The organism is Streptomyces sp. FXJ1.172 (assembly GCF_001636945.3).
GTDB lineage: Bacteria > Actinomycetota > Actinomycetes > Streptomycetales > Streptomycetaceae > Streptomyces.
Genome location: NZ_CP119133.2, coordinates 2,640,283 through 2,663,282 on the forward strand (window position 1 = coordinate 2,640,283; position 23,000 = coordinate 2,663,282).

Below are 23,000 nucleotides of genomic sequence, written 5' to 3' on the forward strand. Positions count from 1 at the left end.
GCGGGGGGACGGCCGCTCTCCCCCGCCGCGGTTCAGTCCGTGGCCAGGGCGAACACGTGCAGGCCGGTGTCGCGGGGGAACCTGACGCTCTCGATCTGTTTGCCCGCCGGGGCCCGGTAGGGCTTGGTGGCGAAGACATAGGCCGCCACCGGGTCCCTGCCGGCGCCCGCGGCATTGCGGTACGCCGTCCTCGCCACGACCTCGTTGCCGTACCGGACGGTGCCGGCTGAGCCGCCGACGGTCCAGTCGGTGAAGGACAGGTCGACCGTGCCGGTGGTGCCATCGGTGTAGGTGACGGTCGCCGTGGACCGCCTGCTGCCGCCCACCGCACTGCCGATGAAGGACAACCGGCGTGCGGGAGTGGGCAGTTGGACGCTGTGGCCGGTGGCCGAGGCGTTGTCCGGGCGGCCGACGGGCGAGTCGGGCCAGGTGAAGGCCAGGCCGTCGACCGTGCCCCGCGCGCCCCCAAAGAGCCCGGCCGCGGCGAGGGCCTGGCGGGAGTAGCTCCGGCCGCCGCCGTCATAGTCGGCCTCGCCGTGCTCGCCGGTGTCGTCGCAGACACCGGTGTTGTCGTAGGCGGCGAGGAGGGTGCCCGGGGCGGCCACGGTGAGCGCGACCGGCTGCCGGTAGGAGGTACCGCCCGAGGTCACCGCGACCTGGACGTCGGCGAAGCCCTGCGCCGCGTCCTTCGCGGCGGTCAGGGTGATGGCCCGGGCGCCACCGGTCACCGTGCCCCCGGCCGGCGTGGCCGTGATCCCGGCCGGGACCCGCACGGTGAAACGCACCTCGGGCCCGGTGCCGCCGGTCATCGACAGCGCGCGGACGACGGTCCTCGTGCTGCCACCGGGTGCGAGCGTGGCCGTGGTGGGGCCGACACCGATCTGGTACGGCTGCTCGCCCTCGCGGAAGGACGGCGGCGGGCTGTCCGCGCCCCAGCTGCGGTCGGGGGCGGACGACAGGACGTAGTCGAGGCGGCCGCCCTCGCGCACGAAGGATGCGGGGAGCCAAGGACGGCCGTGGTCCCGGCCGTTGAGCTTCAGGGAGCGGACGTACGGCGCGCCGGCCGCGGCTCCGGCCGCGCGGACAAAGATGTCGTTGCCCCGCGGACGGTGGATCTCGATCCGCTCGAACAGCGGTGAGGCCAGCACCAGTTCGGCCCGGGAGGGCACCTGCGGGTACATGCCGAGGGCGGCGAAGACGTACCACGACGACATCGCGCCGAGGTCGTCGTTGCCGGGGATGCCGCCGGGTCCGGCCGACCACAGCTGCCGCATCGCGGCCCGCACCGTCTCCTGTGTCCGGTACGGGGCGCCCGCGTAGTCGTACAGGTAGGGCACGTTGATCGACGGCTCGTTGGCCAGCTCGGACTTGGTGCCGCCGGCGCCGGTGAAGGCCCAGCCGCCGCCGGCCGTGTGGAAGAAGTCGTCCAGCCTGGCCAGGGCCCGCTCCCGGCCGCCGAGCGCGGCGAAGAGCCCGGCGGGATCGTGCGGCACCATCCAGGTGTACTGGGCGGCCGTACCCTCCACGAAGCCGTTGTCGGTGTCGGGGGTGAAGCCGGGGACCCAGCTGCCGTCGGCCCTGCGGTTCGCGATGTAGCCGTCCCGGTCCTCCCCCAGGTCGGGTGAAGCCGGATCCGGGGGAGGTCCGGCGGCCGCGTCGAAGGTGTTCTGCCACCACTGGGCGCGGCGGGCGAAGGCGGCCCGTACGTCCCTCTCCCCTGCCGCCGCGGCGAGCCGGGACAGGGAGAAGTCGGCCGTGGACATCTCCAGGGTCTCGGCGGCGCCGCCCCAGGCGTTGGAGACGCTCGGCATGTAGTGCAGCTTCAGGTACTTGTCGAGCGAGGGCCGCTGGCCGGCGGACAGCACCGGCCTGCCCGCCGGGGAGAGGTCCTGCCCGGTCGGCACGGTGGCCGCCTTGACCAGCGAGTCCAGCGCGCCGCGCAGGTCGAAGCCGGTGCCGCCGAAGGCGTGGATGCCGGCCAGCGCGGTCGGCGCGGGGTCACCGTTCATGACGTGCGTACCGCTCGCGCCGTGCAGCCAGCGGTCCCAGACCCCGCCGTTCTGCCGGGCCAGCTCGTACAGCGACTGGGCGATGTCGGATCCGGTGCGCGGGTCGAGGAGGGTGAGCAGCTGCACCTGGTCGCGGTAGACGTCCCAGCCGGAGAAGGTGCCGTACTGGGCGCGGCGGCCGGGACCGGCCCGGTGCACCCGGCCGTCGCCGCCCCGGTACCTCCCGTCGGCATCGCTGATCACGTTCGGATGCAGCAGCGCGTGGTAGAGCGCGGTGTAGAAGGTGGTGCGGTCGGTGTCCGTGCCGCCGCCGACACGGACGGCGCCGAGCCGTTCGCGCCAGGCCAGGCGGGCGGCGGACTCGGTCGCGGCGAAGGAGCGGCCCGGTGGGTTCTCGGCGGCGAGGTTGGCCTCGGCGGAGCGCCGGCTGACGTAGGAGATGCCGACCTTGACGCCGACCGGCCCGGTGCCGGGCGCGAACGCGACGTAGCCGCCGACGCCCTTGCCCACGACGGGCCACCCGCCGTGCGTGAAGCCGCCGGTGCCGCCGGACGCGGTCAGGGACCCGGGGTGCAGCCTGTCGTCCTGCCAGGTGCCCACGCTCCTGAAGGCACGGTCGAAGTGGGCGGTGAAGTACAGGGTGTAGTAGGCGCGCCGGCCCTCGGGGTCGAGGTAGCCGCAGAAGTCGCCCGAGGTGACCGAGCCGGAGACGGTGCGGGTCCTCGGGTCGATCGTGACGGCCGAATCCTCGGACCCCGCCTCGGAGCTGGCGGTGCGCACCAGCAGCGCGGCGGGCCTGCCGGCCGGGAAGGTGAAGCGGGCCGAGCCGGTGCGTGCGGTGGCGGTGAGGTCGGCGGTGACTCCGGAGGCCATGGCGACCTTGTAGTGCCCGGGTCCGGCGGTCTCGTCGGTGTGGGCGAAGTCCGAGGCGTAGACGGCGTCCTTGGTGTCGCTCGCCGGCGAGGAGGTGACCTCACCGGCGTACGGGAAGAAGGGGACGTCGCCGCTGCCGCCGGCGCAGCCGGTGCCGGACATGTGGGTGAGGCTGAAGCCCCGGATGCGGGTGGCGTCGTACTGGTAGCCGCCCGGCGCGGCGGTCCTGGTGGCGTCGCCGCGGGTGTTCTCCGGGCTCCAGGAGAGCATCCCGAAGGGCACGACGGCGCCCGGGAAGACATCGCCGCCGTTCCTGGTGCCGATCAGCGGATCGACATACGGCGCCGGGTCCTCGACCAGGCCCGGGGGTGCCGGGTCCGCCGCGAGGGCGGGGGCGGCAAGACCGCCGGTCGCAAGGAGCGCGGCCAGCAGCAGGGACATGGGGCTCAGACGCATGACGCGGCCCTTCCTCCGTACGGTCGGGTCGCGCACCACCGGTCGCACAAGCCGCAGGGACAACAACGTGCGCCACCCGTACCACGGGAGGCCGCGTGCGCCCCGGCGGACACCCCCTGGATCACCCGGTCGGGCTACCTCAAGTGGGTTGACGGCGTTGCCGGTTGGGCCGGTAGAGTCATGGGCAGGCCATAGACAACGTTGTCGCGCGATCTCCGTCGATCTCCGTCGCCCCCTGTCGATCTCCGTCGATCTCCGTCGCCCCCTGTCGATCTCCGCCGATCCCCGACGGCCTCCGTCGATCTCCACGGATACCCGTCGGTGCCACAAGCCAGCACCACCCGGGCGGGTACACCCACCCCCCTCACCCGCCCGGCTCGCGGACCCGGTGCACCGACCACCGGGTCCGCCCAGAGCGGTTCACCTCGGCCGAAGCCGCAGTTGTACGCACCGGGCGAGGCCCGCCCGGCGGGGTCTGCACACCGGAAGAAGCGTTCGGTGTACGGACCGGCCATAGCCACCTGGTGAACATGAGTGCTACAAATGCCGCATGAGTCGTATAAAGGCCGCATGTCGGACATGAGTGACCGCTTCCGGCGTCTCTCCTGGCGCTCTGTGATCGGCAAGAGCCCACGGAGCGTCGCCGGGCAGGTCTTGGTCCTGCAGGTGGCGCTGGTCGTGGTGCTCGTCCTCTGCGGTGTCCTCGCCCTGTTCCTGCAGTCGCAACGGGACACCAGCACCGAGGCCAGGCGCCGGTCCATCGCCGTCGCCCAGACCTTCGCCCACTCCCCCGGCATCCTGCAGGCGCTGCGGGCACCCGACCCGTCCAAGATCCTCCAGCCGCTCACCGAGGCGGCGCGCAAGTCCGCGGGCGTCGACTTCATCGTCGTCATGGACACCCACGGCATCCGCTACACACACCCGATCCCCAGCAAGATCGGGCACCGGTTCGTGGGCCAGATCGGGCCGTCACTGGCCGGCAAGGTCTACACGGAGAGCGTCCACGGCCCGCTGGGCCACGAGGAGCAGGCGACCGTCCCGGTCGACGACACCCATGGCAAGGTGGTCGCCCTCGTCTCCGCCGGGCTGAAGGTCAAGAACATCACCAACGCGGTGGACCGGCAGCTGCCGATCATCCTGACGGCGGGGGCCGCGGCGCTCGTGGTGTCGACCGGGGGCACGGCACTTGTGGGCAGGCGGCTGCGGCGGCAGACCCACAGCCTGGCCCCGGACGAGATGACCCGCATGTACGAGCACCACGACACGGTGCTGCACTCCGTACGGGAAGGAGTGCTCATCGTGGGTGCCGACGGGCGGCTGCTGCTGGTCAACGACGAGGCGCGGCGGCTGCTGGACCTGCCCGCCGAGGCCGAGGGGCAGCACGCGCCCCGGCTGGCGGACCTCGATCCGGACTTCGCGGAGCTGCTCGTCTCCCGGCGCGAGGCCACGGACGAGGTGCTGTTCGCCGGGGAACGGCTGCTGGCGGTCAACCAGCGGCCCACGGACGAGGCCGGAGGCCCCGGGGGAACCGTGGTGACCCTGCGTGACACCACCGAGCTGCAGGCGGTGTCCGGCCGGGCGGAGGTCGCCCGTGAGCGGCTCAAGCTGCTGTACGACGCGGGTCTGGGCATCGGCACCACCCTCGACGTGAGGAGCACCGCGGACGAGCTGGCGCGGGTCGCCGTGCCGCGCTTCGCCGACTTCGTCACCGTGGACCTGGCCGACGCCGTACTGCACGGCGAGGAGCCGGCCGCCACCGCGACGGACCTGCGGCGCATCGCCATGCAGGGGATAAGGGACGACCATCCGCTCTACGAGAAGGACCGGCTGATCGACTTCCTGCCGTCCACGCCGCAGGCCCGGGGGTACGGCAGCGGCCGTTCCGAGCTGGTGACCGACCTCTCCGCCGCACCGGACTGGCAGGCCCAGGATCCCGAGCGCACCCGCGAGATCCTCGAGTACGGCATCCAGTCGCTGATCGTCGCCCCGATCCGGGCCCGCGGTGTGGTGCTGGGCATGGCGAACTTCTACCGGGCCAAGCGGGACCCCTTCGACGAGGAGGACGTGTCGCTGGCCGAGGAGCTGGTGGCCCGCGCCGCGATCAGCATCGACAACGCCCGGCGCTACACCCGTGAGCACGCGCTGGCGGTCACCCTGCAGCGCAGCCTGCTGCCGCGCGCCCTGCCCGAGCAGAGCGCCCTCGACGTCGGGTACAGGTACATCCCCGCGCAGTCGGGGGTGAGCGGGGACTGGTTCGACGTGATCCCCCTGCCGGGGAGCCGGGTGGCGCTGGTCGTCGGCGACGTGGTCGGCCACGGTCTGCACGCGGCCGCCACCATGGGACGGCTGCGCACCGCGGTGCACAACTTCTCCACCCTCGACCTGCCGCCCGACGAGCTGCTGGGTCATCTGGACGACCTCGTCGGCCGGATCGACCAGGACGAGGCCTGTGCGGAGGCGGCCGGGGAGATCACCGGCGCCACCTGTCTGTACGCGATCTACGACCCGGTGACGCGCCGCTGCACCATGGCGCGGGCGGGGCATCTGGCACCGGCGCTGGTCCACCCGGACGGCAGCGTCACCTTCGCCGATCTGCCGGCCGGGCCGCCGCTCGGCATCGGCGGCATGCCGTTCCAGACGGCGGAGCTGGAGCTGGCCGAGGGTACCCAGCTCGTGCTGTACACCGACGGCCTCATCGAGGACCGCACCCGCGACCTGGACGTGGGCATGGAGATGCTGCGGCAGGCGCTGGCGGGCCATCCCGGCCGGCCTCCGGACGACAGCTGTCAGGCGGTGCTGCAGGAGCTGCTGCCCGGCCGGCCCACGGACGACGTCGCGCTGCTCGTCGCGCGCGTCCGGGCGCTGGCACCCGAGCGGATCGCCGAGTGGGACGTGCCGCGCGATCCGGCCGCCGTGTCGGAGATGCGGCTGGCCGTGACCGGGAAGATGGCCGAGTGGGGCCTCGCCGAGCTGGGCTTCGCCACGGAACTCGTACTGAGCGAGCTGGTCACCAACGCCATCCGCTACGGGTCCGATCCGATCCGTCTGCGGCTGATCCGCGACCGCGCGCTGATCTGCGAGGTGGCCGACGGGAGCAACACCTCGCCGCACCTGCGGTACGCCGCGACGACCGACGAGGGCGGCCGCGGGTTGTTCCTGGTGTCGCAGATGACCGAGCGCTGGGGAGTGCGCTACAGCCCTCAGGGCAAGGTGATCTGGGCGGAGCAGGCACTGCCGTAGCGCACCGCCGGGCAGGTCAGGCAGGGCTGCGCAGCGGCCCGGACAGACGTGCCGAGGACGGTTTCTTCTGCGTGAACGACCGTTGCGCGACGGGGAGTTCGATGCGGAACTCGGCGCGGCCCGGCTCGCTGCGAACCGCGGCCCCGGACCCCTCGCCGCCGACCTCGCCTGGCGCCGGATCGGCGCGGAGTCGGCCCGGATGACCGGCCTGGTCGAGAACCTGCTGCTGCTCGCCCGCCTCGCCGAGGCGCGGCCTGCGCAGACCGAGCAGCCCGTCCGGGTGGCTGCCGGTGCCGAGGAAGGCGAGGTCGGCGGGGCGTGCGCGGTGGCGTGCGGCGCCGGTCACGCCGTGGGCGGCGGCCTTCACGCGGTCGTCCAACGCGCCCATGAGGAAGGCGCGTTGGGCGAGGACGGTGGTGAGGACGAGGACGGCACACACGCCGGCGAGGGTGGCGCTGACGAGGAGCGGCAGGCGGGTGCGCAGCGGCCGTGTCCGGGAGCGGGGGCTGCGCGTACGTCGGGCGTGGGGCCCGGGGGTGCCTGGCATGTACCGATTCTGTGCCGGTTGCCCGGGGAAAGCCTGTGCTCCGCCTGGGGAAGGGCGATGGGAAGGACGAAGGGTACGGCGCGGGTGCGTGCCCCCGGGTACGGCGCAGGGCCGCACCCCCGGCTGCGGGGATGCGGCCCTGTGTCGCCGGTGCCTGCCGCTTACTTGCGGATCAGGTTGCGCAGCACGTACTGCATGATGCCGCCGTTGCGGTAGTAGTCGGCCTCACCGGGGGTGTCGATGCGGACGACCGCGTCGAACTCGACACCGGTGTCGGTGCTGACCTTGACCGTGCGCGGCGTGGTGCCGTCGTTCAGCTCGGTCACGCCGGCGAAGGAGAAGGTCTCCTCACCGGTCAGGCCGAGGGACTCGGCGGAGGCACCCTCCGGGAACTGCAGCGGCAGGACGCCCATGCCGATGAGGTTGGAGCGGTGGATGCGCTCGTACGACTCGGCGATGACGGCCTTGACGCCGAGGAGCGCGGTGCCCTTGGCGGCCCAGTCGCGGGACGAGCCGGAGCCGTACTCCTTGCCGGCCAGGACGACCAGCGGGATGCCGGCGGCCTGGTAGTTCTGCGAGGCGTCGTAGATGAAGGAGACCGGGCCGCCGTCCCGCGTGAAGTCGCGGGTGTAGCCGCCCTCGGTGCCCGGTGCGATCTGGTTGCGCAGGCGGATGTTGGCGAACGTACCGCGGATCATGACCTCGTGGTTGCCTCGGCGGGAGCCGTAGGAGTTGAAGTCACGACGCTCCACACCGTGCTCGGTGAGGTACTTGCCGGCCGGGGTGTCGGCCTTGATGGCACCGGCCGGGGAGATGTGGTCGGTGGTGACCGAGTCGCCGAGCTTGGCGAGGACGCGGGCGCCGGAGATGTCGGCGACCGGGGCCGGCTCCATGCCCATGCCCTCGAAGTACGGGGGCTTGCGGACGTAGGTGGACTCGGCGTCCCACTCGAAGGTGTTGCCGGTCGGCACCGGGAGCGACTGCCACTGGGCGTCGCCGGCGAAGACGTCGGCGTAGGACTTGTTGAACATGTCCTCGCCGATCGCGTTCGCGACCACCTCGTTGACCTCGGCCTCGGTCGGCCAGATGTCCTTCAGGTAGACCGGGTTGCCCTCGGTGTCGGTGCCGAGCGCCTCGCGGGTGATGTCCACCTTCATGGAGCCCGCGATGGCGTACGCGACGACCAGCGGCGGGGACGCCAGGTAGTTCATCTTGACGTCGGGGTTGATCCGGCCCTCGAAGTTGCGGTTGCCGGACAGGACCGAGGTGACGGCGAGGTCGTGGTCGTTGACGGCCTTGGAGACCTCCTCCGGCAGCGGGCCGGAGTTGCCGATGCAGGTGGTGCAGCCGTAGCCGACGAGGTTGAAGCCCAGCTTGTCCAGGTACGGGGTGAGGCCGGCCTTCTCGAAGTAGTCGGTGACGACCTTCGAACCCGGGGCGAGAGTGGACTTGACCCACGGCTTGCGGGTCAGGCCCTTCTCGACCGCCTTCTTGGCGACCAGGGCGGCGCCGATCATGACGTACGGGTTGGAGGTGTTGGTGCACGAGGTGATCGCGGCGACGGTGACGGCGCCGTGGTCGATCTCGTACGTCGTGCCGTCGGGGGCGGTCACGGTGACCGGGTTGGACGGGACGCCGTCGACGGAGGCCGGGGCGTCGGACGCCGGGAAGGACTCCTTGCCGGCCTCGTCGGCGGTGTCGACGTAGTTGCGGACGTCGAGCGCGAACTGCTGGGCGGCGTTCGCGAGGACGATGCGGTCCTGCGGGCGCTTCGGGCCGGCGATGGACGGCACGACCGTGGACAGGTCCAGCTCGAGCTTCTCGGAGAAGTCCGGCTCGGCCTTCGGGTCCAGCCACAGGCCCTGCTCCTTGGCGTAGGCCTCGACGAGCGCGACCTGCTGGGCGGAGCGGCCGGTCAGGCGCAGGTAGTTCAGGGTCTCGTCGTCGATCGGGAAGATCGCGGCGGTGGAGCCGAACTCCGGCGACATGTTGCCGATGGTGGCGCGGTTGGCGAGCGAGGTGGCGGCCACGCCCTCGCCGTAGAACTCGACGAACTTGCCGACCACACCGTGCTTGCGGAGCATCTCGGTGATGGTGAGCACGAGGTCGGTGGCGGTGGTGCCGGGCTGCAGCTCACCGGTGAGCTTGAAGCCGACGACGCGCGGGATGAGCATGGAGACCGGCTGGCCGAGCATGGCGGCCTCGGCCTCGATGCCGCCGACGCCCCAGCCGAGCACGCCGAGGCCGTTGACCATCGTGGTGTGCGAGTCGGTGCCGACCAGGGTGTCCGGGTAGGCCTTGCCGTCGCGGACCATCACGACACGGGCCAGGTGCTCGATGTTCACCTGGTGGACGATGCCGGTGCCCGGCGGGACGACCTTGAACTCGTCGAAGGCGGTCTGGCCCCAGCGCAGGAACTGGTAGCGCTCCTTGTTGCGGCCGTACTCCAGCTCGACGTTCTGCTTGAAGGCGTCGTTGGTGCCGAACTTGTCGGCGATGACGGAGTGGTCGATGACCAGCTCGGCCGGCGCCAGCGGGTTGATCTTGGCGGGGTCGCCGCCCAGCTCCTTCACGGCCTCACGCATGGTCGCGAGGTCCACGACACAGGGCACGCCGGTGAAGTCCTGCATGATCACGCGGGCCGGCGTGAACTGGATCTCCTGGCTGGGCTGGGCCTGGGAGTCCCAGCCGCCGAGGGCGCGGATGTGGTCGGCGGTGATGTTCGCGCCGTCCTCCGTGCGGAGCAGGTTCTCCAGCAGGACCTTGAGGCTGTACGGCAGGCGGGCCGAGCCCTCCACCTTGTCCAGCCGGAAGATCTCGTACGACTCGTCGCCCACCTGCAGCGTGCTGCGGGCGTCGAAGCTGTTCGCCGACACGACAGTCTCCTTCATTGATGTGCGCGTACCACCGTCAATCGTGCCGCCACCCGGTCCGACCGATCCGCTGAGGTAAGGCTAAGTTAGGTAACCCTTAGCCGGTGGCGGCCGCGGTGCGCCTGGCAGATATCTCGATGTCGAGATAACTCTAGTACATCGCCGCTGGATGGTCATGCCCGGCCGGGCCGGGCCCTGCCGCTTTTCGGCGGCACGAATGACACCTTCCCCGCTTTCGGAATCATCCGCGATTAAGGGGCGAATCACCCATACGCCCGGCATCCCCCGTAAACCCGCTGGTCATTGATGCGCTGTCACTCGAATGGACCCCCCTGGCGAGCACCATCTCATATCTGAGATAGCCTCAGCCTCATGGCAGACGACTACCTCGTACGCATCGGCAAGCTCATCCGTGACGCCCGGCAGCACCGTGGCTGGACACAGACGCAGCTCGCGGAGGCGCTCGGCACCAGCCAGAGTGCGGTCAACCGCATCGAGCGGGGCAACCAGAACATCAGCCTTGAGATGATTGCCCGGATCGGCGAGGCGCTGGACAGCGAGATCGTGTCGCTGGGGTACGCGGGGCCGATGCATCTGCGCGTGGTCGGCGGTCGCAGGCTGTCCGGCGCCATCGACGTGAAGACGAGCAAGAACGCCTGCGTGGCGCTGCTGTGCGCCTCGCTGCTCAACAAGGGGCGCACGGTGCTGCGCCGGGTCGCGCGGATCGAGGAGGTCTACCGCCTGCTCGAGGTGCTGAACTCCATCGGCGTGCGCACCCGCTGGATCAACGGCGGTGTCGACCTGGAACTGGTGCCGCCGGCTCAGCTGGAGATGGCGGCGATCGACGCGGAGGCCGCCGTGCGCACCCGCTCGATCATCATGTTCTTCGGCCCGCTGCTGCACCGCATGGACCACTTCAAGCTGCCGTACGCCGGCGGCTGCGACCTCGGCACCCGGACCATCGAACCGCACATGATCGCGCTGCGCCGGTTCGGCCTGGACATCGCGGCCACCGAGGGCCAGTACCACGCGCAGGTCGACCGCACGGTCCGCCCCGGCCGCCCGATCGTGCTGACCGAGCGCGGCGACACCGTGACCGAGAACGCGCTGCTGGCCGCCGCCCGGCACGACGGCGTCACGGTCATCCGCAACGCCTCCTCCAACTACATGGTCCAGGACCTGTGCTTCTTCCTGGAGGCCCTCGGCGTCCGCGTCGAGGGCATCGGCACCACCACGCTCACCGTGCACGGCGTGCCGAACATCGACGTCGACGTGGACTACTCCCCCTCCGAGGACCCGGTCGAGGCGATGAGCCTGCTGGCCGCCGCCGTGGTGACCGAGTCCGAACTGACCGTGCGCCGCGTGCCCATCGAGTTCCTGGAGATCGAGCTGGCGGTCCTGGAGGAGATGGGCCTCGACCACGACCGCAGCCCCGAGTACTGCGCGGACAACGGCCGCACCCGCCTGGTGGACCTCACGGTCCGCCCCTCCAAGCTCGAAGCCCCCATCGACAAGATCCACCCCATGCCCTTCCCGGGCCTGAACATCGACAACGTCCCGTTCTTCGCGGCGATCGCGGCGGTCGCGCAGGGCCAGACCCTCATCCACGACTGGGTCTACGACAACCGCGCGATCTACCTCACCGACCTCAACCGCCTCGGCGGCCGGCTCCAGCTCCTCGACCCGCACCGGGTGCTGGTCGAGGGCCCGACCCGCTGGCGCGCCGCCGAGATGATGTGCCCGCCCGCCCTGCGCCCCGCCGTGGTCGTCCTGCTGGCGATGATGGCGGCCGAGGGCACGTCGGTGCTGCGCAACGTGTATGTCATCAACCGGGGTTACGAGGATCTCGCCGAGCGGCTGAACTCGATCGGGGCGCAGATCGAGATCTTCCGGGACATTTGATACGCGGATGTCGCCGCCCCCCGTCTGACCTGCGGTGAAGCGGGTCAGAAAGGGGTACGGCGGCATCCGTGGGACTTCTCTGGGACTTTGCGCCCGCGGCCGAGCTCTCATGGGCCGGCCGCGCTGCACGAGTTCTGCCGCCCGGCTGCGGTTATGCGAAAATCGCGTCGATGGCGGCGCTGCCTCGTGCGCCGGCGCGGGGCAGGAAGTGGGAGTACTTCCGCAGTGTGAACCCGGGGTCGGAGTGCCCCAGCCAGCGTGCCAGCGAGACGATCGATTCGCCAGCCTCCAGTTCCTCGGAGGCGTAGAAGTGGCGCAGAGCATGGAAGCCGTGCTCGCGGGACGGTTCCCACACGCGAGCACCGCCGGTGCTGCCCTCGTCCAACGGGGCGATCACACCCGCCGTGGCCAGAGCCGGCTTCCACACGTAGGAATTGAAGTAGTTCCTGTTGATGGCCTTCCGCTCACGTCCCGTCACCAGGAGGTTGTAGGTCCTCGGCCGTCGGTGTTTGGCCTCCACCGGCGTCTCGGCCGGAGTCGGGTCGTCCCAGGGAAGCGTGACCGGCACCGGCGCGAACTGTTCCATGTGCTGCCGGATGGCCCGGGCCACGCTGGACGGCAGCGGCACGTCCCGGACCTTGCGCCCCTTGGGGAGCGCGAAACACAATTTCGTCCGCACCATCTTGACCTGCCGCCGGACGTGCACAACTCCCTTCTCGAAGTCGATGTCGTCCGCTGAGAGACCAAGCGCTTCCCCCTGGCGGAGCCCGAGACCTGCTCCGATCACAAGGAGGAGCCGGTAGCGATCCGGCAGGGCCTCCCGCACCGCGAGGACTCGTTCGGGCGGCCACGCCTCGACTCTGCCGGGTGCGGCGGCCGGAGGGCCGACCGTGTTGGACCGGCATGGGTTGCGTCCGAGGCGACGGTCCTCGACCGCAGCCTGGAGGACGCTGGAGAGCGTCGCCCAAACCAGACGAATGGAGGTTGGACCGAGATCCTTCTCCAGCCGTTTCTTCCAGTGACGCAGGGCTTCCGTCCCGATGGCGTTGAGCGGCTGAGCACCCAGGTGGGGGACGATGTGCCGACGTACCCTCTGCTCGATCCGCTCCATCGTGGACGGGTCACCGCTCTGGGTGGGCCACCAGTGGGTTGCGATGTAGTCCTTGAGGGAGATGGCCCCATCGCGCGGATCGACGAACTCGCCTCGGCGGGCATCGGTCTGAGCCTGTGCGAGCCAGGTCTTGGCGTCCTGGAGCGCGTCGAAGGAGCGGTCCTTGACACCGGGGATGCCCTTGACGCGGTAGCGGGTGCACTTGCCGTACATGGCAGTACGCTCGCGCTTGCCGGTCTGCGGGTTGGAACGCTTCTTCAGCCATCGGTCTTCTATATAGCCGGCCAGGTGGAACTCCTCGTCGAAGGTGGATGGTTACGGCGTCCTGCGACGCCTGCGGCGTCAGGCGCTGGGGAAGCGGGCGGACCGCTCCTGGGGGCCGGCGTTCAGCGGGTTCAGGGCCGGATTGGATCGCGAGTCGGCCTGTTCCTGCTCACGGACCCAGGCATCCAGGGTTTCCAGCCGGTACATAACGCGGCCGCGTGGCCCCATGCGGAAACTCGGCGGCCCTTGTCGCCGGTGACGCCAGACGTACAAGGTGTGCGGCGAGAGACCGAGATACTCGGCGGCGTCCTTCACAGTCAGGAACGCCATACCTCCGGCCCCCTGGGAGGCAGGGGCAGCGGATGGTGCAAGCAGCCTTTGTGCGGGCATAGAAGGCTCTCTGTGAGGTGAGGGCAGGCGGAGAACCGCCCGTTAACGTGAAGACCCGCAGGGTCAAGTCGCTGAACGATGTCCGCGCTCCGGTTTCAGCCGGGGCGCGGGACGCTTTCAGCGCTTGAGCTCCACATGGGCCATGGCTTCCTCCAGCCGACCCCAGTCGATGTCGGCTTCCTCCCTGCGGAAGCAGTACGGGTAGCGAAGCGCCAGCCACGCCGGGGTCACGCCAGCCAACTCGGCAACCGCAAGGGGCGAGATGCCAATCCTCAGCCACTCCACCAGACAGGACTCGCGGAGGATGGATATGGACTCCCCCAGTCGCCACGAGTACAACTCGTCTCGGGGCAGGACAGCCTCCTGGGCCTGCTCCCATACCCGCTGGCAGACGGAAGCCGGGAGCGGCTCACCGCGCCGACCGGGAAACAGCGGATCGCCTTCCCGTAGACCGGCCTCATCGATCCAAGCACGCAGAAATTCAACGAACTGAGGGTGGAGCGGTATCTGCCGCGAGACTCCTCGATGGCGGGTCGTCAACTCACCCCATTCGCCCTCCGGGAGCACCACGTCGCGAACTCGCAGAGCGCCCACCTCACCCGGCCGCAGCGCCTGCTCGGCCACGGTGCGCATGAGTGGATACACCGAGCGGCTGGCACCTGCGTTCCCACGTATCCACTCGAGCAGCGATCGGACCTGCTCCACGGAAAACAACCATTCTTCGTCCATGACGTCGACGGACACGGCTCTGAACTCCTCACGAGGGATGACTGGATGTGCCACACGGGGGAATCCGCGCGACAGGTTTAATCCTCCGCGGAATCGCACTTTTGGCCAACCGCCAATCTCGGTGTACATTCCGTCCCTTCCCAGGGGGCCGAGAACCAGAAGCACGTCACCGCGCTTCCTCAGGACCGCTCTAGGTTCACTTGCTTCGCCGCGCCATTCCAGTCCGTTGCGGCCCCAATGTGTCTGCTGTCGGCGAACCGGCACGGCGCCCCCAGACCCAAAGGGTCAACCACCAGCTCGGCTCGCTTGAGGGTCGACCGACACAACAGAGCAGGCGTCTTCTAAGCGCTTGGCCGCAGGTTCGAGTCCTGCCGGGGGCGCTCACCTCCAGCCCTCCCTCGGGAGGGCTTTTTGCTGGTCAGGGGCGGTTTCGCGCGACACAGGCCAGCCCCGGACGTCCCCTTGGTGATCAAGGGCGGGCTCCGGGGCTGTCCGGCTGTCACCGGGTTTTCGCGGGTGGCCGTGTCGAATACGTGTCGAAGTTCTCGACCGGTGGAAGATCAGCCAGCGCCCGGCACCTCCGCCTCTGGGAGGTCTCCCGCGGCTTCCAGCCGCCGTTTCAGATCCGGCAGCTGCCCGTCGATGCAGCGGGCGTAGGTCGCCAGGAGCACGGCGACACTGTTCCCGGCCCACTCCGCGACCTGGGCGGGCGGGATGCCGTCGTTGAGCCACTTCGTCAGGCGCGTGTTCCGGTTGTCGTAGACGCGGCGCCCGGTGGGCGAGTCGTAGACGTGCGGAAGCAGTACGGCCTTACGTGCGCTGCGCCAGGCCCGGCGGATGACGGAGCCGGCGAGGATCCCACCGGTCTCCCCCTGGAAGAGCAGATCACCCGGCTGGAGCTGCTCGTCCTCGATGTGCTGCCGCAGGATGCGCGTCAGAGCCGGATGCCCCGGCACGGTGCGTGTTTCACCCTCCGCACGGCCTTTCAGGTCGCGTTGCTCGTGGATCTCCCCCGTGTCGGTCCACTGCTTTCCGACCTCCGGGGTGGCCGTGTGGATCAGCAGCTCGCACCACTGGTCGTCGGCGTCGGGCTCGGGCAGGGTCACGTCCTCCACCCGCATGGCTACGGCTTCCTCGGGCCGGGGGCCGCAGTAGTACAGCGTGGCGAAGAAGGCGTGGAGCCGCTTGCCGCCGCGCGGCCGGCGCCGGATCCAGTCGAGGATCGCCGCCGCCTGCTCGGGGTTCAGCAAAGATCGCTTGTCGACGGCATTCGTGGTCTTCGTGGCCGCCGTCGAATCCTTGCCCTTGGGAAGGGGGTTGGTCCGCAGGATGCGCCGTCGGATCGCGTACTTCATGGCGACGTTGAGGATCCGACGGTTGCGCTTACGGGACCAGGCCGCCGCCTGCTTGCCGTCGAGGCGGGTGTCGATGGCTTGCAGGACCTGGTCGACCTTCTCCGGGTCCTCCCAGGCCGAGACAGGCAGGGAGTTCCGCTCGACCCATTTGAGGATGGCCACCACGTCTCGGGGCGCGTCCGAGCGCCGACTCGTGTTGAACGCCCACTCACGCAGCGCCGTGCGTACGGCTGCAGGGGCGAACTGGGTGGGCTTGGCCCGCAGCAGCTCGATGGTGGTCGCCATCATGGTCTTGGCGATGTTCTTGCGGCTGTTGCCGCCGAGTTGAGACCAGCGCGCATCCACGTACTCGACGGCGAACTTGTACCAGCTCATGGCAGCCGACTTGGAGCGATGGGACACCGGGAGACCCGTGGCGACGACGAAGGCCTCGCCCTTGCCTGTGGCCCGGATGAGTTCGGAACGGAAGCCCTCGGCGAGCGCGACGGTGTTGAAGGGCTCGCGCCAGCGCTTGTCCGCGACAGTCCAGCGCACGGTGTACGTGGTCTTCCGGGCGCCCTTGTAGGTGAGGATCTTGTAGATCTTCACGTCGTACGTGATCTCCATCAGGCGGCGTCCTCGCAGTCGTCGAGCCAATGGTCGAGGTCGCTCCGCCGGATCCGGAGATCGCCGTTCGGGAGCTTGATACAGCGCGGCGCGCGGCGCTTTGCCCGCCAGTCGTAGAAAGTCGAGCGGGAGATGGCCAGTTCCTCGCAGACCTCCGCGAGGGTGAGCATGGTGCGTCGTGACCGGACGGCCGTGGTCATTCCGTGCTCCCTTCGCTCAGGAGGGCGTCGCGGGCGGTCTCGCGGTTGGCCTGGAGGTCACGGGCGATGGTCGCGGCGAGGGCGGCCTCACCCGGCGTGTGGCCGTGGCCGGCGTACTGCCAGTCGGCCAGGACGAGGACGGTGTCCGGCTCGCGGTCGTCGAGGCCGAGGACGGATGCCTCCTGGGCCGCGCGGTAGTCGGCGCGTTCCTGGCGGAGGGCGCCCAGGGTGGTGGAGTAGGTGCGCGACTTGGACGAGAAGTGCCCGCGGAAGCCGAGCATGTGGGCCCAGGCCCAGAGGCGCCGATCCGGGTACAGGCTGTCCAGCTCGCGGCACGCGGTGATAAGTCGGCGCGTGTGGTCGGGGACCTGGTGGCGGTCGAGTTCGGCGAGTTCGCCGATGCGGCGGTCCAGGGTGCCGGTGTTCTCGGCGGCCTTCGTGGCGTACTTGGCCACGTACGAGGCGACGGCCTGTTCGGTGATGTCGGAGCCGTCGCCGAAGGCCTTGACCGGGCGGACGTCGAGCTGTCGTCCCCAGCGGAAGGTACGGGCGGGCTCGTCACCGGCAGCCGGGACCGAGACGGACGTGTACGAGTGCACTGCGGCCGCGTGGAGCGCGTCCGTGAGGAGGTCGACCGTGGCCCAGGCGGGCGGCGGCGTTCCGGGCCCCTCCGGGCCGTCGAGGCGTACGACGGCGTGGAAGTGCAGGGCTCCGCGCTTCTGGAACTCGGCGACCTTGCCGTACGAGACGCGAAGGTGTTCGGCGAGTTCCCTGCGAGGCAGGCCGGCGCGGGCGGCGAGTTCGCGGCGGAGTCGTGTGGTGAAACGCTGCCAGAGCTGTCCGGCGTGGTTGTTGAACAGCACGGCGCCCGCGTAGTCGTAGGTGTCCGGGTCGAGGGCGGTGCCCAGCTCCGGGGCGTCGGGCGCGTGCGGGGTGCCGCAGCGGCAGGAGCCGTGGTCGGGGCGGTTGTGGACCGGGCCGAACGAGGGGGCTGTGAGGGTGGCGAAGACGCGCGGGTGATCGCGGACCGTGGCGGGGACGTCGCGGCGATCGTCTCCGGCCAGGCCCGCTCGGATCAGGTGGTACGTGTCGCCCGCGTAGGTCCAGGCGCAGGACGGGCAGCGGGAGGCGCGGCGGTTGCCGCAGGCGAGGCGAAGGCGTCCGCCCGGCTCCTTCTCGGTGGAGTAGTGATGCAGGGTCTCGCCGCTGGTCTTGTCCTTGTGGAGGACCCAGCCGGTGAGGTGGATCGGGTCGGAGCAGCCGCCGGTGCGACGGATCTGGTCTTCCCAGCGTGCGTAGTCGGAGGCCGAAGCCACCCGGAGTACGTCCCCGAGGGTGATCGGGTCGAGCAATGTGTCGGGCATGGGCGCACTCGGTGTCGCGGGTGAGGCGCGGTGGGCCATGCTTGGGGTTCCTTCCGGCTGCGAGATCGGACAGGGACGGCGCCCGGGCGGCGGATGCTTGGCGGTATCGAGGCCGCCCGGGTGCCGGTCAGCGACGCTTGGCGTCGGAGGCGAGCAGGGAGCGCAGGACGACCGCGCAGACGGCGACCGAGGCGCCGGTGATGGCGACCGCCAGGAGCAGCGAGAGCAGGACGGCACCGAGGACCAGGACGACGGCCGTGCCGCCGCCGACGAGGGCGAACGCGGTGCCGGGGGTGAGCTGGACCGTGGGCCGGGACGGCGTCGGAGTCGGCGGGGAGGCCGGCAGGGTCTCTGCGTGCTGGGAGACGGTGGTCGGCTCGATGACGGCGGGCGGGGTGGTGAGGCCCGTCGGCATGGGCATGGTGGGGATCTTCGGGCGGAACATGGGTGACCTCCTCTCGTGGGCGGGCTACTTGACGAGGGCGTTGATGGCCGGGGCGAGGACGCTGTCGGCGAGGAGGAAGCCGCCCAGCAGGAGTACGCCGATGAGCCAGGCGGGCGGGCGGACGAGCTTGACGCCGAGGTAGCCGACGACGAGCAGGGCGAACCAGAGCGGAACCTGCATGGCGGTGGGTCTCCTAGCGGACGCGGCAGCGGTGGGTGCGGGCGGCGAGTTGGGCCGCGGACTGGCTGGAGTAGTCGGAGGACCAGCCGCAGCCGTCGGCGGTGCAGACGGCTGCGTGAGTGGTCCGGCCGTTGCGGTCGCGGTGGGTGCCGATCTGCACGGGGCCGATGCGCATCAGGGAGTGGAAGTGGTCGCGGGCGGGCATCGCGGGTGTCTCCTTCCTGTTCAGGTGAGGTGGGCGGCGATGGCATCGGCGAGGTGGGACGGGACGCCGAGCCGGGAGCGCAGAGTGTCTGTGTCGATCGGGGTTCCGGTGCGGGTGCGGTACTCGTCGGCGACCTTGCGGGCGTGGTCGATCAGTACGGCGGGGACCGGAGGAGCCGGGGCCTGGGCGGGAGCCGGGGCCGGAGAGTCGGGGGCGGGGGCGGGCTCGGGCACGGCTTCCGTGACCGAAGCGGGTTCGTCGTCCGGGACCGGCTGCTCGGCCGGAACCGCGGCGTCCGTTGTGTCCGCACCGAGCGCCGGCGGAACCGGCCCCGACGCCACAGCCGACGAGTGCGCGAGGAGCGTTCCGCCGAGGAAGGCGAGCGCAGGCCATCCGGCGATGCCGAGGCGGAGCAGGGCGGGCGGGTCGGCCAGGTCCAGGAACCCGGCCGTGGCGACGTTGGCGCCGAGCGAGGCGAACAGCGCGACGACGAACCAGCACCAGGCCAGCCGGGACGGGCCTTCACTGCGCAGGCGCCGCCAGGCGGCGACCATGAGCAGGTCGACACTGACCGGGTAGGCCCAGGCCTTCCAGCCGTTCTGCCCGGCAGCGGAGGCGAGATCGTGCAGGTGGGCGAAGGACAGAGCACCGGCGATGACGGCCTGAACCAGGACCGCGTCGACGCGGAGGCCGTGACGGGCACCCATCAGGAGTCACCGGGGTAGGCGGGGCCGCCGTCGGGGTCGTAGCCGGGCGGGAACGTGCCGGGCGGCGGCTCGGGCAGCGAGACGGCGAGGGACGCGCTGACGGCTTCCACGAAGTCGAGGTCAGCGCCGGCCATGTCGGCGTACAAGGCGAGTTGACCGAGCAGGAGCACGGTCCGGGCGAAGTCCTCGCAGTTCGGGCACACGGCGGGATCTCCCTTCTTTGGGCATGGCGGGGTAGGGACCTGGCACGAAGGCGGTCGCGCCGACCGGTGGGGATCCGAGAGAGATCAGACGGCGGCCGAGGAAGCCTTGGCCAGCGACACGGGAGCGGCAGCGGAGGCGGCGAGGACGGGCCGGAACGGAGCCAACTCAGGCAGGTCCGGGGTCCGGTCGGCGTGCCGGTTGCAGATGTTCACGGCCTGGCGGAGCGAGGTGTGCGGGGCACGGATGCGGTGCCATCCTCCGGAGGAGTCGCCCGAGATGGCGAGCCCCCGCATCTCGGCCGGGATCTGGATGGCGGCGAGTACGGCGTCCGGGGCGATGTCGCCGAAGGCCATGTTGGCGGATGTCTCGTCGTTGACGCGGTGGGCGGTGCGGCCGGTGAGCTGGGCGCGGAGCATGGTGATGCCTTTGCCGAGTTCGGAGCCGAAGCGCTGTCCGCAGATTTCGAGGTAGATGCCGGCCGCGCGGCCGAGCTGGGCGAGGCGGACCAGGGCGGTGATGATGCGGTCTCGGCGCTTTTCCTCCTCCTTGTTGGCGTACAGGGCGAGTTCGGCGACCTCGTCGACCAGGACCACGACCGGGACCGGGCGCAGGTGATCGGGCAGGTCCCAGATGTCGGCGGCGATCTCGGCGTCTGGCACGTCGGCGGTGATCCGTTGCTGAGCCCGGATGATCCGATAGGTGCGCTGCATCCGGACCACGAGCGCGTCGAGCACTTCGGCGGCGGTGTCGGGATCGTCGGCCAGCGCGGAGAACCGGCGGGCCATCGGGAACAGTTCAACCCCTTGCTTGCAGTCGATGCCGACGAGGGCGACGTCCATCGGCGCGAGCCCGGCGACCAGGTTGCGCTGGTAGACGGATTTGCCGGACTCGGTGGCGCCGAGGGTGAGGGCGTGGGGTATCGCCCGGTAGTCGCGGTAGTGCACCGAGCCGTCCTGCCGCAGAGCGACCGGTACCCGCATCGGCCGGGTGTCGGTCTTGGCCGGCATCTGCACCCGCTTGAGCACGTCGTAGCCGGTCATCCGCACCTCTACGACGCCGGAGCGCAGCTCCCGCGAGGTCACGCCGTACATCGCGAACGAGTGCCGGAGCCGGTCCGAGGAGGCGGCGACGTCGAAGGCGTCCTGCCCCGGACGGAGCTTGAGCCGCAGGACCAGGCCCGTACGAGTGGGCCGCAGCCGCAGGATGCGCGGGGCGCGGGGCCCCGGTATCGGCCGGTTGGTGGCACGGGCGAGAGCGAGGCGCCACCGCGCGGGCGGAACGGTTAACCCGCACGCGTCCATGACCGAGCCGTACCGGACCAGGATCCTCACCACGGCCAGCGTGACCCCGAAGGTCAACCAGTACCAGGCGGGGCGCCGCCACCGCAGAAGACCCGCGGCGGCGACGACCAGCACCAGGGCGACCGTGAAGTCGGTCATGATCAGGCCGCCTTGGGGCTTGCGGCGGCGTCGGCGAGCGAGGTGACCGCGACCGCGCGGAACGCGATGCCGTGCCGCTTCTGGCCGTTGAAGTCGTTCTCCCAGGGCCGGGCGATCAGGCCGGTGAGCGCGACCGGCGTGCCCATGGCCAGCTCGCCGGTGATGCCGGGCTCCGGGACGGTGATGGAGAGGATCTCCACCTCCTCGTTCGCCGCGAACATTACGTCGACCGTCATCAGCTTCGCCCCGGTCTCGGTGTCGGTGGCGATCTCGCCGGTACGGCGGTCACGGACCTTGACCTGCGGGGACTTGGCGACCATCACGACGGCGCCGGCGGTGTCGACGGGAATCTGACGCACAGAGATCACTCCTCTATAGATGCTGAACTCCGTCACTCATGTACATGAGTGACATGAAGAAGAGTGCCCCACTCCTGTACATGAGTCAACCCGCGACGAAGAAGAACTCGCGACGGGTTGCAGGAAGTTGAGCGGGCGTCAGTCGGCCGCAGGGATCCTGTACTCGAAAACGAACTGGTCAGCGGCCATGAGCGTGTCGCACACCTCGACCACGAGACCCTCGGTCGTATGGGCCTCACGGACCAGATGAACCACAGGGGCACCCGGGCTCAGTGCCAGCTCCGAGGCTTCCGCCTTGGCGGCCGGCCGCGCTTGCAGCATTTCGACGAACTCCGCGAACTCATGCCCATGGTCTTCGAGTCGGGCGTAGATGCCACCGCCACCGGGGTTCTCGGCGAACAGCTCCGGGATGTCCTTCACGACGTCCCAGGGCAGGTACGACGTCGCGGTCTCGACCGGGGTGCCGTTACGGAAGTAGAGACGCCGGCGAGCCAGCACCTGCGTACCGACCGGGACGCCCAGGCGCTGGGCCGCATCCTCGGGCGCCTCCATGGGCCCGATGTAGAGAACGCTGACCTTCGCAGCCGCACCAGACTGCGCGGACTCCGCGAGGTAGGCCGCCTGCCCACCCTGCCGGAGCGAACGCCGGAAGCGATCGGAGGAGCGGTGCCGCACCGGAGGCCGGTTCTTCACGATCGAGCCCTTGCCGTGCCGGGTCTCGACCAGCCCACTCGCCCGCACCTCGACCATGGCCTTACGGATCGTCCCGCCGGAGACGCCATAGCGGTCCACCAGCTCGGACTCGCTCGGCACCATGTCACCAGGCTTCAGGATCCCCGCCCGGATCTGCTGCATGATCTCGTCCGCGATCTGCACGTACCGAGGCCCGGACACGCCCCCTCCAGCCGCAGTTCCCATAGTCCTTCCCTGCCTCCTATGCTCCTCTACATGAGTCAACCACAGGAAGCGACACCCTCCCCCCTGCACTCCGTGTCCGTGGCCGGAGTAGTGGTGCGCGAGGATGGCCGCCTCCTGGCGATTCGCCGAGCCGACAACGGCACCTGGGAACTCCCTGGCGGCATCCTCGAACTCAACGAGACTCCCGAAGCCGGCGTAGCCCGTGAGGTCCTGGAGGAGACAGGCATCCACGTCGAGGTCGACGAACTGACCGGCGTCTACAAGAACCTCACCCGCGGCATCGTGGCCCTGGTCTTCCGCTGCAAGCCCTCCGGCGGCACCGAGCGCACGTCTAGCGAGTCCACAGCTGTTTCCTGGCTCACGCCCGACGAGGTCAGCGGGCGCATGGCCGAGGTCTTCGCAGTCAGGCTCCTGGACGCCCTGGACGGCAACGGCCCCCACGTACGCAGCCACGACGGCAAGCGCCTCATCCCAGCGGGATAAAACCTTCTCTCCTTCATCAAGCCCCGGCTGCGCTCCGCTCCGCCGGGCGCGCTTCCCGGCTCCGCTGCGGGCGACGCTCCTGCCTTCGGCCCGCTCCGCCCGCGCTGCGCCGACGCGCGCCCACGTGTGGATAGGGCCGGT

At 70.3% G+C, this 23,000-nt stretch carries 20 protein-coding genes and 1 tRNA gene; 4 read left to right on the forward strand and 17 right to left on the reverse strand.

What is annotated here, in order from left to right:
* Positions 1 to 32: 32 nt before the first annotated feature.
* Positions 33 to 3,338 carry a GH92 family glycosyl hydrolase gene (locus A6P39_RS11720; protein ID WP_067047684.1) on the reverse strand — a complete coding sequence of 1,102 codons (3,306 nt, stop codon included), beginning with the start codon at positions 3,336 to 3,338 and terminating at the stop codon, positions 33 to 35.
* Positions 3,339 to 3,908: 570 nt separating this feature from the next.
* On the opposite strand from A6P39_RS11720, the gene A6P39_RS11725 reads away from it, so the two are divergent.
* The gene (locus A6P39_RS11725; protein ID WP_079133477.1) at positions 3,909 to 6,578 is read left to right on the forward strand and encodes a SpoIIE family protein phosphatase; all 2,670 of its coding nucleotides are present in this window, start codon (positions 3,909 to 3,911) and stop codon (positions 6,576 to 6,578) included.
* Positions 6,579 to 6,594: 16 nt separating this feature from the next.
* Here A6P39_RS11725 and A6P39_RS11730 read toward each other — a convergent pair whose 3' ends face one another.
* Positions 6,595 to 7,125, reverse strand: a complete 531-nt coding sequence (locus A6P39_RS11730) for a hypothetical protein (protein WP_067047693.1) — start codon at positions 7,123 to 7,125, stop codon at positions 6,595 to 6,597.
* Positions 7,126 to 7,286: 161 nt separating this feature from the next.
* Positions 7,287 to 10,001 carry an aconitate hydratase AcnA gene (acnA, locus tag A6P39_RS11735; RefSeq protein WP_067047697.1) on the reverse strand — a complete coding sequence of 905 codons (2,715 nt, stop codon included), beginning with the start codon at positions 9,999 to 10,001 and terminating at the stop codon, positions 7,287 to 7,289.
* A 369-nt stretch (positions 10,002 to 10,370) separates the two neighbouring features.
* Between acnA and A6P39_RS11740 the strand changes: the two genes are divergently transcribed.
* Positions 10,371 to 11,900: a helix-turn-helix domain-containing protein gene (locus tag A6P39_RS11740; protein ID WP_067047701.1), complete on the forward strand. Its 1,530-nt coding sequence runs from the start codon at positions 10,371 to 10,373 to the stop codon at positions 11,898 to 11,900.
* Between the two features lie 151 nt (positions 11,901 to 12,051).
* On the opposite strand, the gene A6P39_RS11745 is transcribed toward A6P39_RS11740, so the two are convergent.
* The 3 genes from A6P39_RS11745 to A6P39_RS11755 form a co-directional block, all read right to left on the reverse strand.
* A complete protein-coding gene (locus tag A6P39_RS11745; RefSeq protein WP_067047705.1) occupies positions 12,052 to 13,272 on the reverse strand; it encodes a tyrosine-type recombinase/integrase in 1,221 nt (406 codons plus the stop codon).
* A gap of 81 nt (positions 13,273 to 13,353) precedes the next feature.
* A complete protein-coding gene (locus A6P39_RS11750) occupies positions 13,354 to 13,605 on the reverse strand; it encodes a helix-turn-helix transcriptional regulator (protein ID WP_234378960.1) in 252 nt (83 codons plus the stop codon).
* A gap of 177 nt (positions 13,606 to 13,782) precedes the next feature.
* On the reverse strand, positions 13,783 to 14,409 hold the full coding sequence (locus A6P39_RS11755; protein WP_067047723.1) for a tyrosine-type recombinase/integrase: 627 nt from the start codon (positions 14,407 to 14,409) through the stop codon (positions 13,783 to 13,785).
* A 284-nt stretch (positions 14,410 to 14,693) separates the two neighbouring features.
* On the opposite strand from A6P39_RS11755, the gene A6P39_RS11760 reads away from it, so the two are divergent.
* Positions 14,694 to 14,771: transfer RNA gene (locus A6P39_RS11760), tRNA-Arg, on the forward strand.
* Positions 14,772 to 14,954: 183 nt separating this feature from the next.
* Here A6P39_RS11760 and A6P39_RS11765 read toward each other — a convergent pair.
* The 11 genes from A6P39_RS11765 to A6P39_RS11815 form a co-directional block, all read right to left on the reverse strand.
* Positions 14,955 to 16,355 (reverse strand): tyrosine-type recombinase/integrase, encoded by a 1,401-nt coding sequence (locus A6P39_RS11765; protein ID WP_067047725.1) that lies wholly within the window; start codon positions 16,353 to 16,355, stop codon positions 14,955 to 14,957.
* Complete coding sequence (locus A6P39_RS11770; RefSeq protein ID WP_067047728.1) at positions 16,355 to 16,555, reverse strand: helix-turn-helix transcriptional regulator; 201 nt, start codon at positions 16,553 to 16,555, stop codon at positions 16,355 to 16,357. Before A6P39_RS11770 ends, A6P39_RS11765 begins: the two co-directional genes overlap by 1 nt.
* A complete protein-coding gene (gene repSA, locus A6P39_RS11775; RefSeq protein ID WP_199840833.1) occupies positions 16,552 to 17,919 on the reverse strand; it encodes a replication initiator protein RepSA in 1,368 nt (455 codons plus the stop codon). The genes A6P39_RS11770 and repSA overlap by 4 nt, the downstream gene beginning before the upstream one ends.
* Positions 17,920 to 18,046: 127 nt before the next feature.
* On the reverse strand, positions 18,047 to 18,364 hold the full coding sequence (locus A6P39_RS11780) for a SpdD-like protein (RefSeq protein ID WP_067047732.1): 318 nt from the start codon (positions 18,362 to 18,364) through the stop codon (positions 18,047 to 18,049).
* A gap of 24 nt (positions 18,365 to 18,388) precedes the next feature.
* Positions 18,389 to 18,544 carry a hypothetical protein gene (locus A6P39_RS11785; RefSeq protein WP_107304382.1) on the reverse strand — a complete coding sequence of 52 codons (156 nt, stop codon included), beginning with the start codon at positions 18,542 to 18,544 and terminating at the stop codon, positions 18,389 to 18,391.
* A gap of 13 nt (positions 18,545 to 18,557) precedes the next feature.
* The gene (locus tag A6P39_RS11790) at positions 18,558 to 18,749 is read right to left on the reverse strand and encodes a mobile element transfer protein (protein ID WP_067047734.1); all 192 of its coding nucleotides are present in this window, start codon (positions 18,747 to 18,749) and stop codon (positions 18,558 to 18,560) included.
* A 20-nt stretch (positions 18,750 to 18,769) separates the two neighbouring features.
* Entirely contained in the window at positions 18,770 to 19,456 is a 687-nt protein-coding gene (locus A6P39_RS11795; protein ID WP_067047736.1) for a DUF2637 domain-containing protein, read from the reverse strand.
* On the reverse strand, positions 19,456 to 19,659 hold the full coding sequence (locus A6P39_RS11800) for a hypothetical protein (protein WP_067047738.1): 204 nt from the start codon (positions 19,657 to 19,659) through the stop codon (positions 19,456 to 19,458). Before A6P39_RS11800 ends, A6P39_RS11795 begins: the two co-directional genes overlap by 1 nt.
* An 84-nt stretch (positions 19,660 to 19,743) precedes the next feature.
* Positions 19,744 to 21,099, reverse strand: coding sequence for an FtsK/SpoIIIE domain-containing protein (locus tag A6P39_RS11805; RefSeq protein ID WP_067047741.1), 1,356 nt, complete (start codon positions 21,097 to 21,099; stop codon positions 19,744 to 19,746).
* A 2-nt stretch (positions 21,100 to 21,101) separates the two neighbouring features.
* On the reverse strand, positions 21,102 to 21,458 hold the full coding sequence (locus tag A6P39_RS11810; RefSeq protein ID WP_067047743.1) for an SCO3933 family regulatory protein: 357 nt from the start codon (positions 21,456 to 21,458) through the stop codon (positions 21,102 to 21,104).
* Between the two features lie 138 nt (positions 21,459 to 21,596).
* The gene (locus A6P39_RS11815) at positions 21,597 to 22,376 is read right to left on the reverse strand and encodes a GntR family transcriptional regulator (RefSeq protein ID WP_067047745.1); all 780 of its coding nucleotides are present in this window, start codon (positions 22,374 to 22,376) and stop codon (positions 21,597 to 21,599) included.
* Between the two features lie 18 nt (positions 22,377 to 22,394).
* Here A6P39_RS11815 and A6P39_RS11820 point away from each other — a divergent pair, with 18 nt between their 5' ends.
* Positions 22,395 to 22,859, forward strand: coding sequence for an NUDIX hydrolase (locus tag A6P39_RS11820; protein ID WP_067047747.1), 465 nt, complete (start codon positions 22,395 to 22,397; stop codon positions 22,857 to 22,859).
* The last annotated feature ends 141 nt before the right edge of the window (positions 22,860 to 23,000 follow it).

Bases quoted from the DNA above. Each gene is read 5' to 3' on its own strand.
- A6P39_RS11720 (WP_067047684.1), bottom strand. From the start codon at position 3,338: ATGCGTCTGAGCCCCATGTCCCTGCTGCTGGCCGCGCTCCTTGCGACC.
- A6P39_RS11725 (WP_079133477.1), top strand. From the start codon at position 3,909: ATGTCGGACATGAGTGACCGCTTCCGGCGTCTCTCCTGGCGCTCTGTG.
- A6P39_RS11730 (WP_067047693.1), bottom strand. From the start codon at position 7,125: ATGCCAGGCACCCCCGGGCCCCACGCCCGACGTACGCGCAGCCCCCGC.
- A6P39_RS11740 (WP_067047701.1), top strand. From the start codon at position 10,371: ATGGCAGACGACTACCTCGTACGCATCGGCAAGCTCATCCGTGACGCC.
- A6P39_RS11750 (WP_234378960.1), bottom strand. From the start codon at position 13,605: ATGGCGTTCCTGACTGTGAAGGACGCCGCCGAGTATCTCGGTCTCTCG.
- A6P39_RS11765 (WP_067047725.1), bottom strand. From the start codon at position 16,355: ATGGAGATCACGTACGACGTGAAGATCTACAAGATCCTCACCTACAAG.
- A6P39_RS11770 (WP_067047728.1), bottom strand. From the start codon at position 16,555: ATGACCACGGCCGTCCGGTCACGACGCACCATGCTCACCCTCGCGGAG.
- repSA (WP_199840833.1), bottom strand. From the start codon at position 17,919: ATGCCCGACACATTGCTCGACCCGATCACCCTCGGGGACGTACTCCGG.
- A6P39_RS11780 (WP_067047732.1), bottom strand. From the start codon at position 18,364: ATGTTCCGCCCGAAGATCCCCACCATGCCCATGCCGACGGGCCTCACC.
- A6P39_RS11785 (WP_107304382.1), bottom strand. From the start codon at position 18,544: ATGCAGGTTCCGCTCTGGTTCGCCCTGCTCGTCGTCGGCTACCTCGGC.
- A6P39_RS11790 (WP_067047734.1), bottom strand. From the start codon at position 18,749: ATGCCCGCCCGCGACCACTTCCACTCCCTGATGCGCATCGGCCCCGTG.
- A6P39_RS11795 (WP_067047736.1), bottom strand. From the start codon at position 19,456: ATGGGTGCCCGTCACGGCCTCCGCGTCGACGCGGTCCTGGTTCAGGCC.
- A6P39_RS11805 (WP_067047741.1), bottom strand. From the start codon at position 21,099: ATGACCGACTTCACGGTCGCCCTGGTGCTGGTCGTCGCCGCCGCGGGT.
- A6P39_RS11815 (WP_067047745.1), bottom strand. From the start codon at position 22,376: ATGGGAACTGCGGCTGGAGGGGGCGTGTCCGGGCCTCGGTACGTGCAG.
- A6P39_RS11820 (WP_067047747.1), top strand. From the start codon at position 22,395: ATGCTCCTCTACATGAGTCAACCACAGGAAGCGACACCCTCCCCCCTG.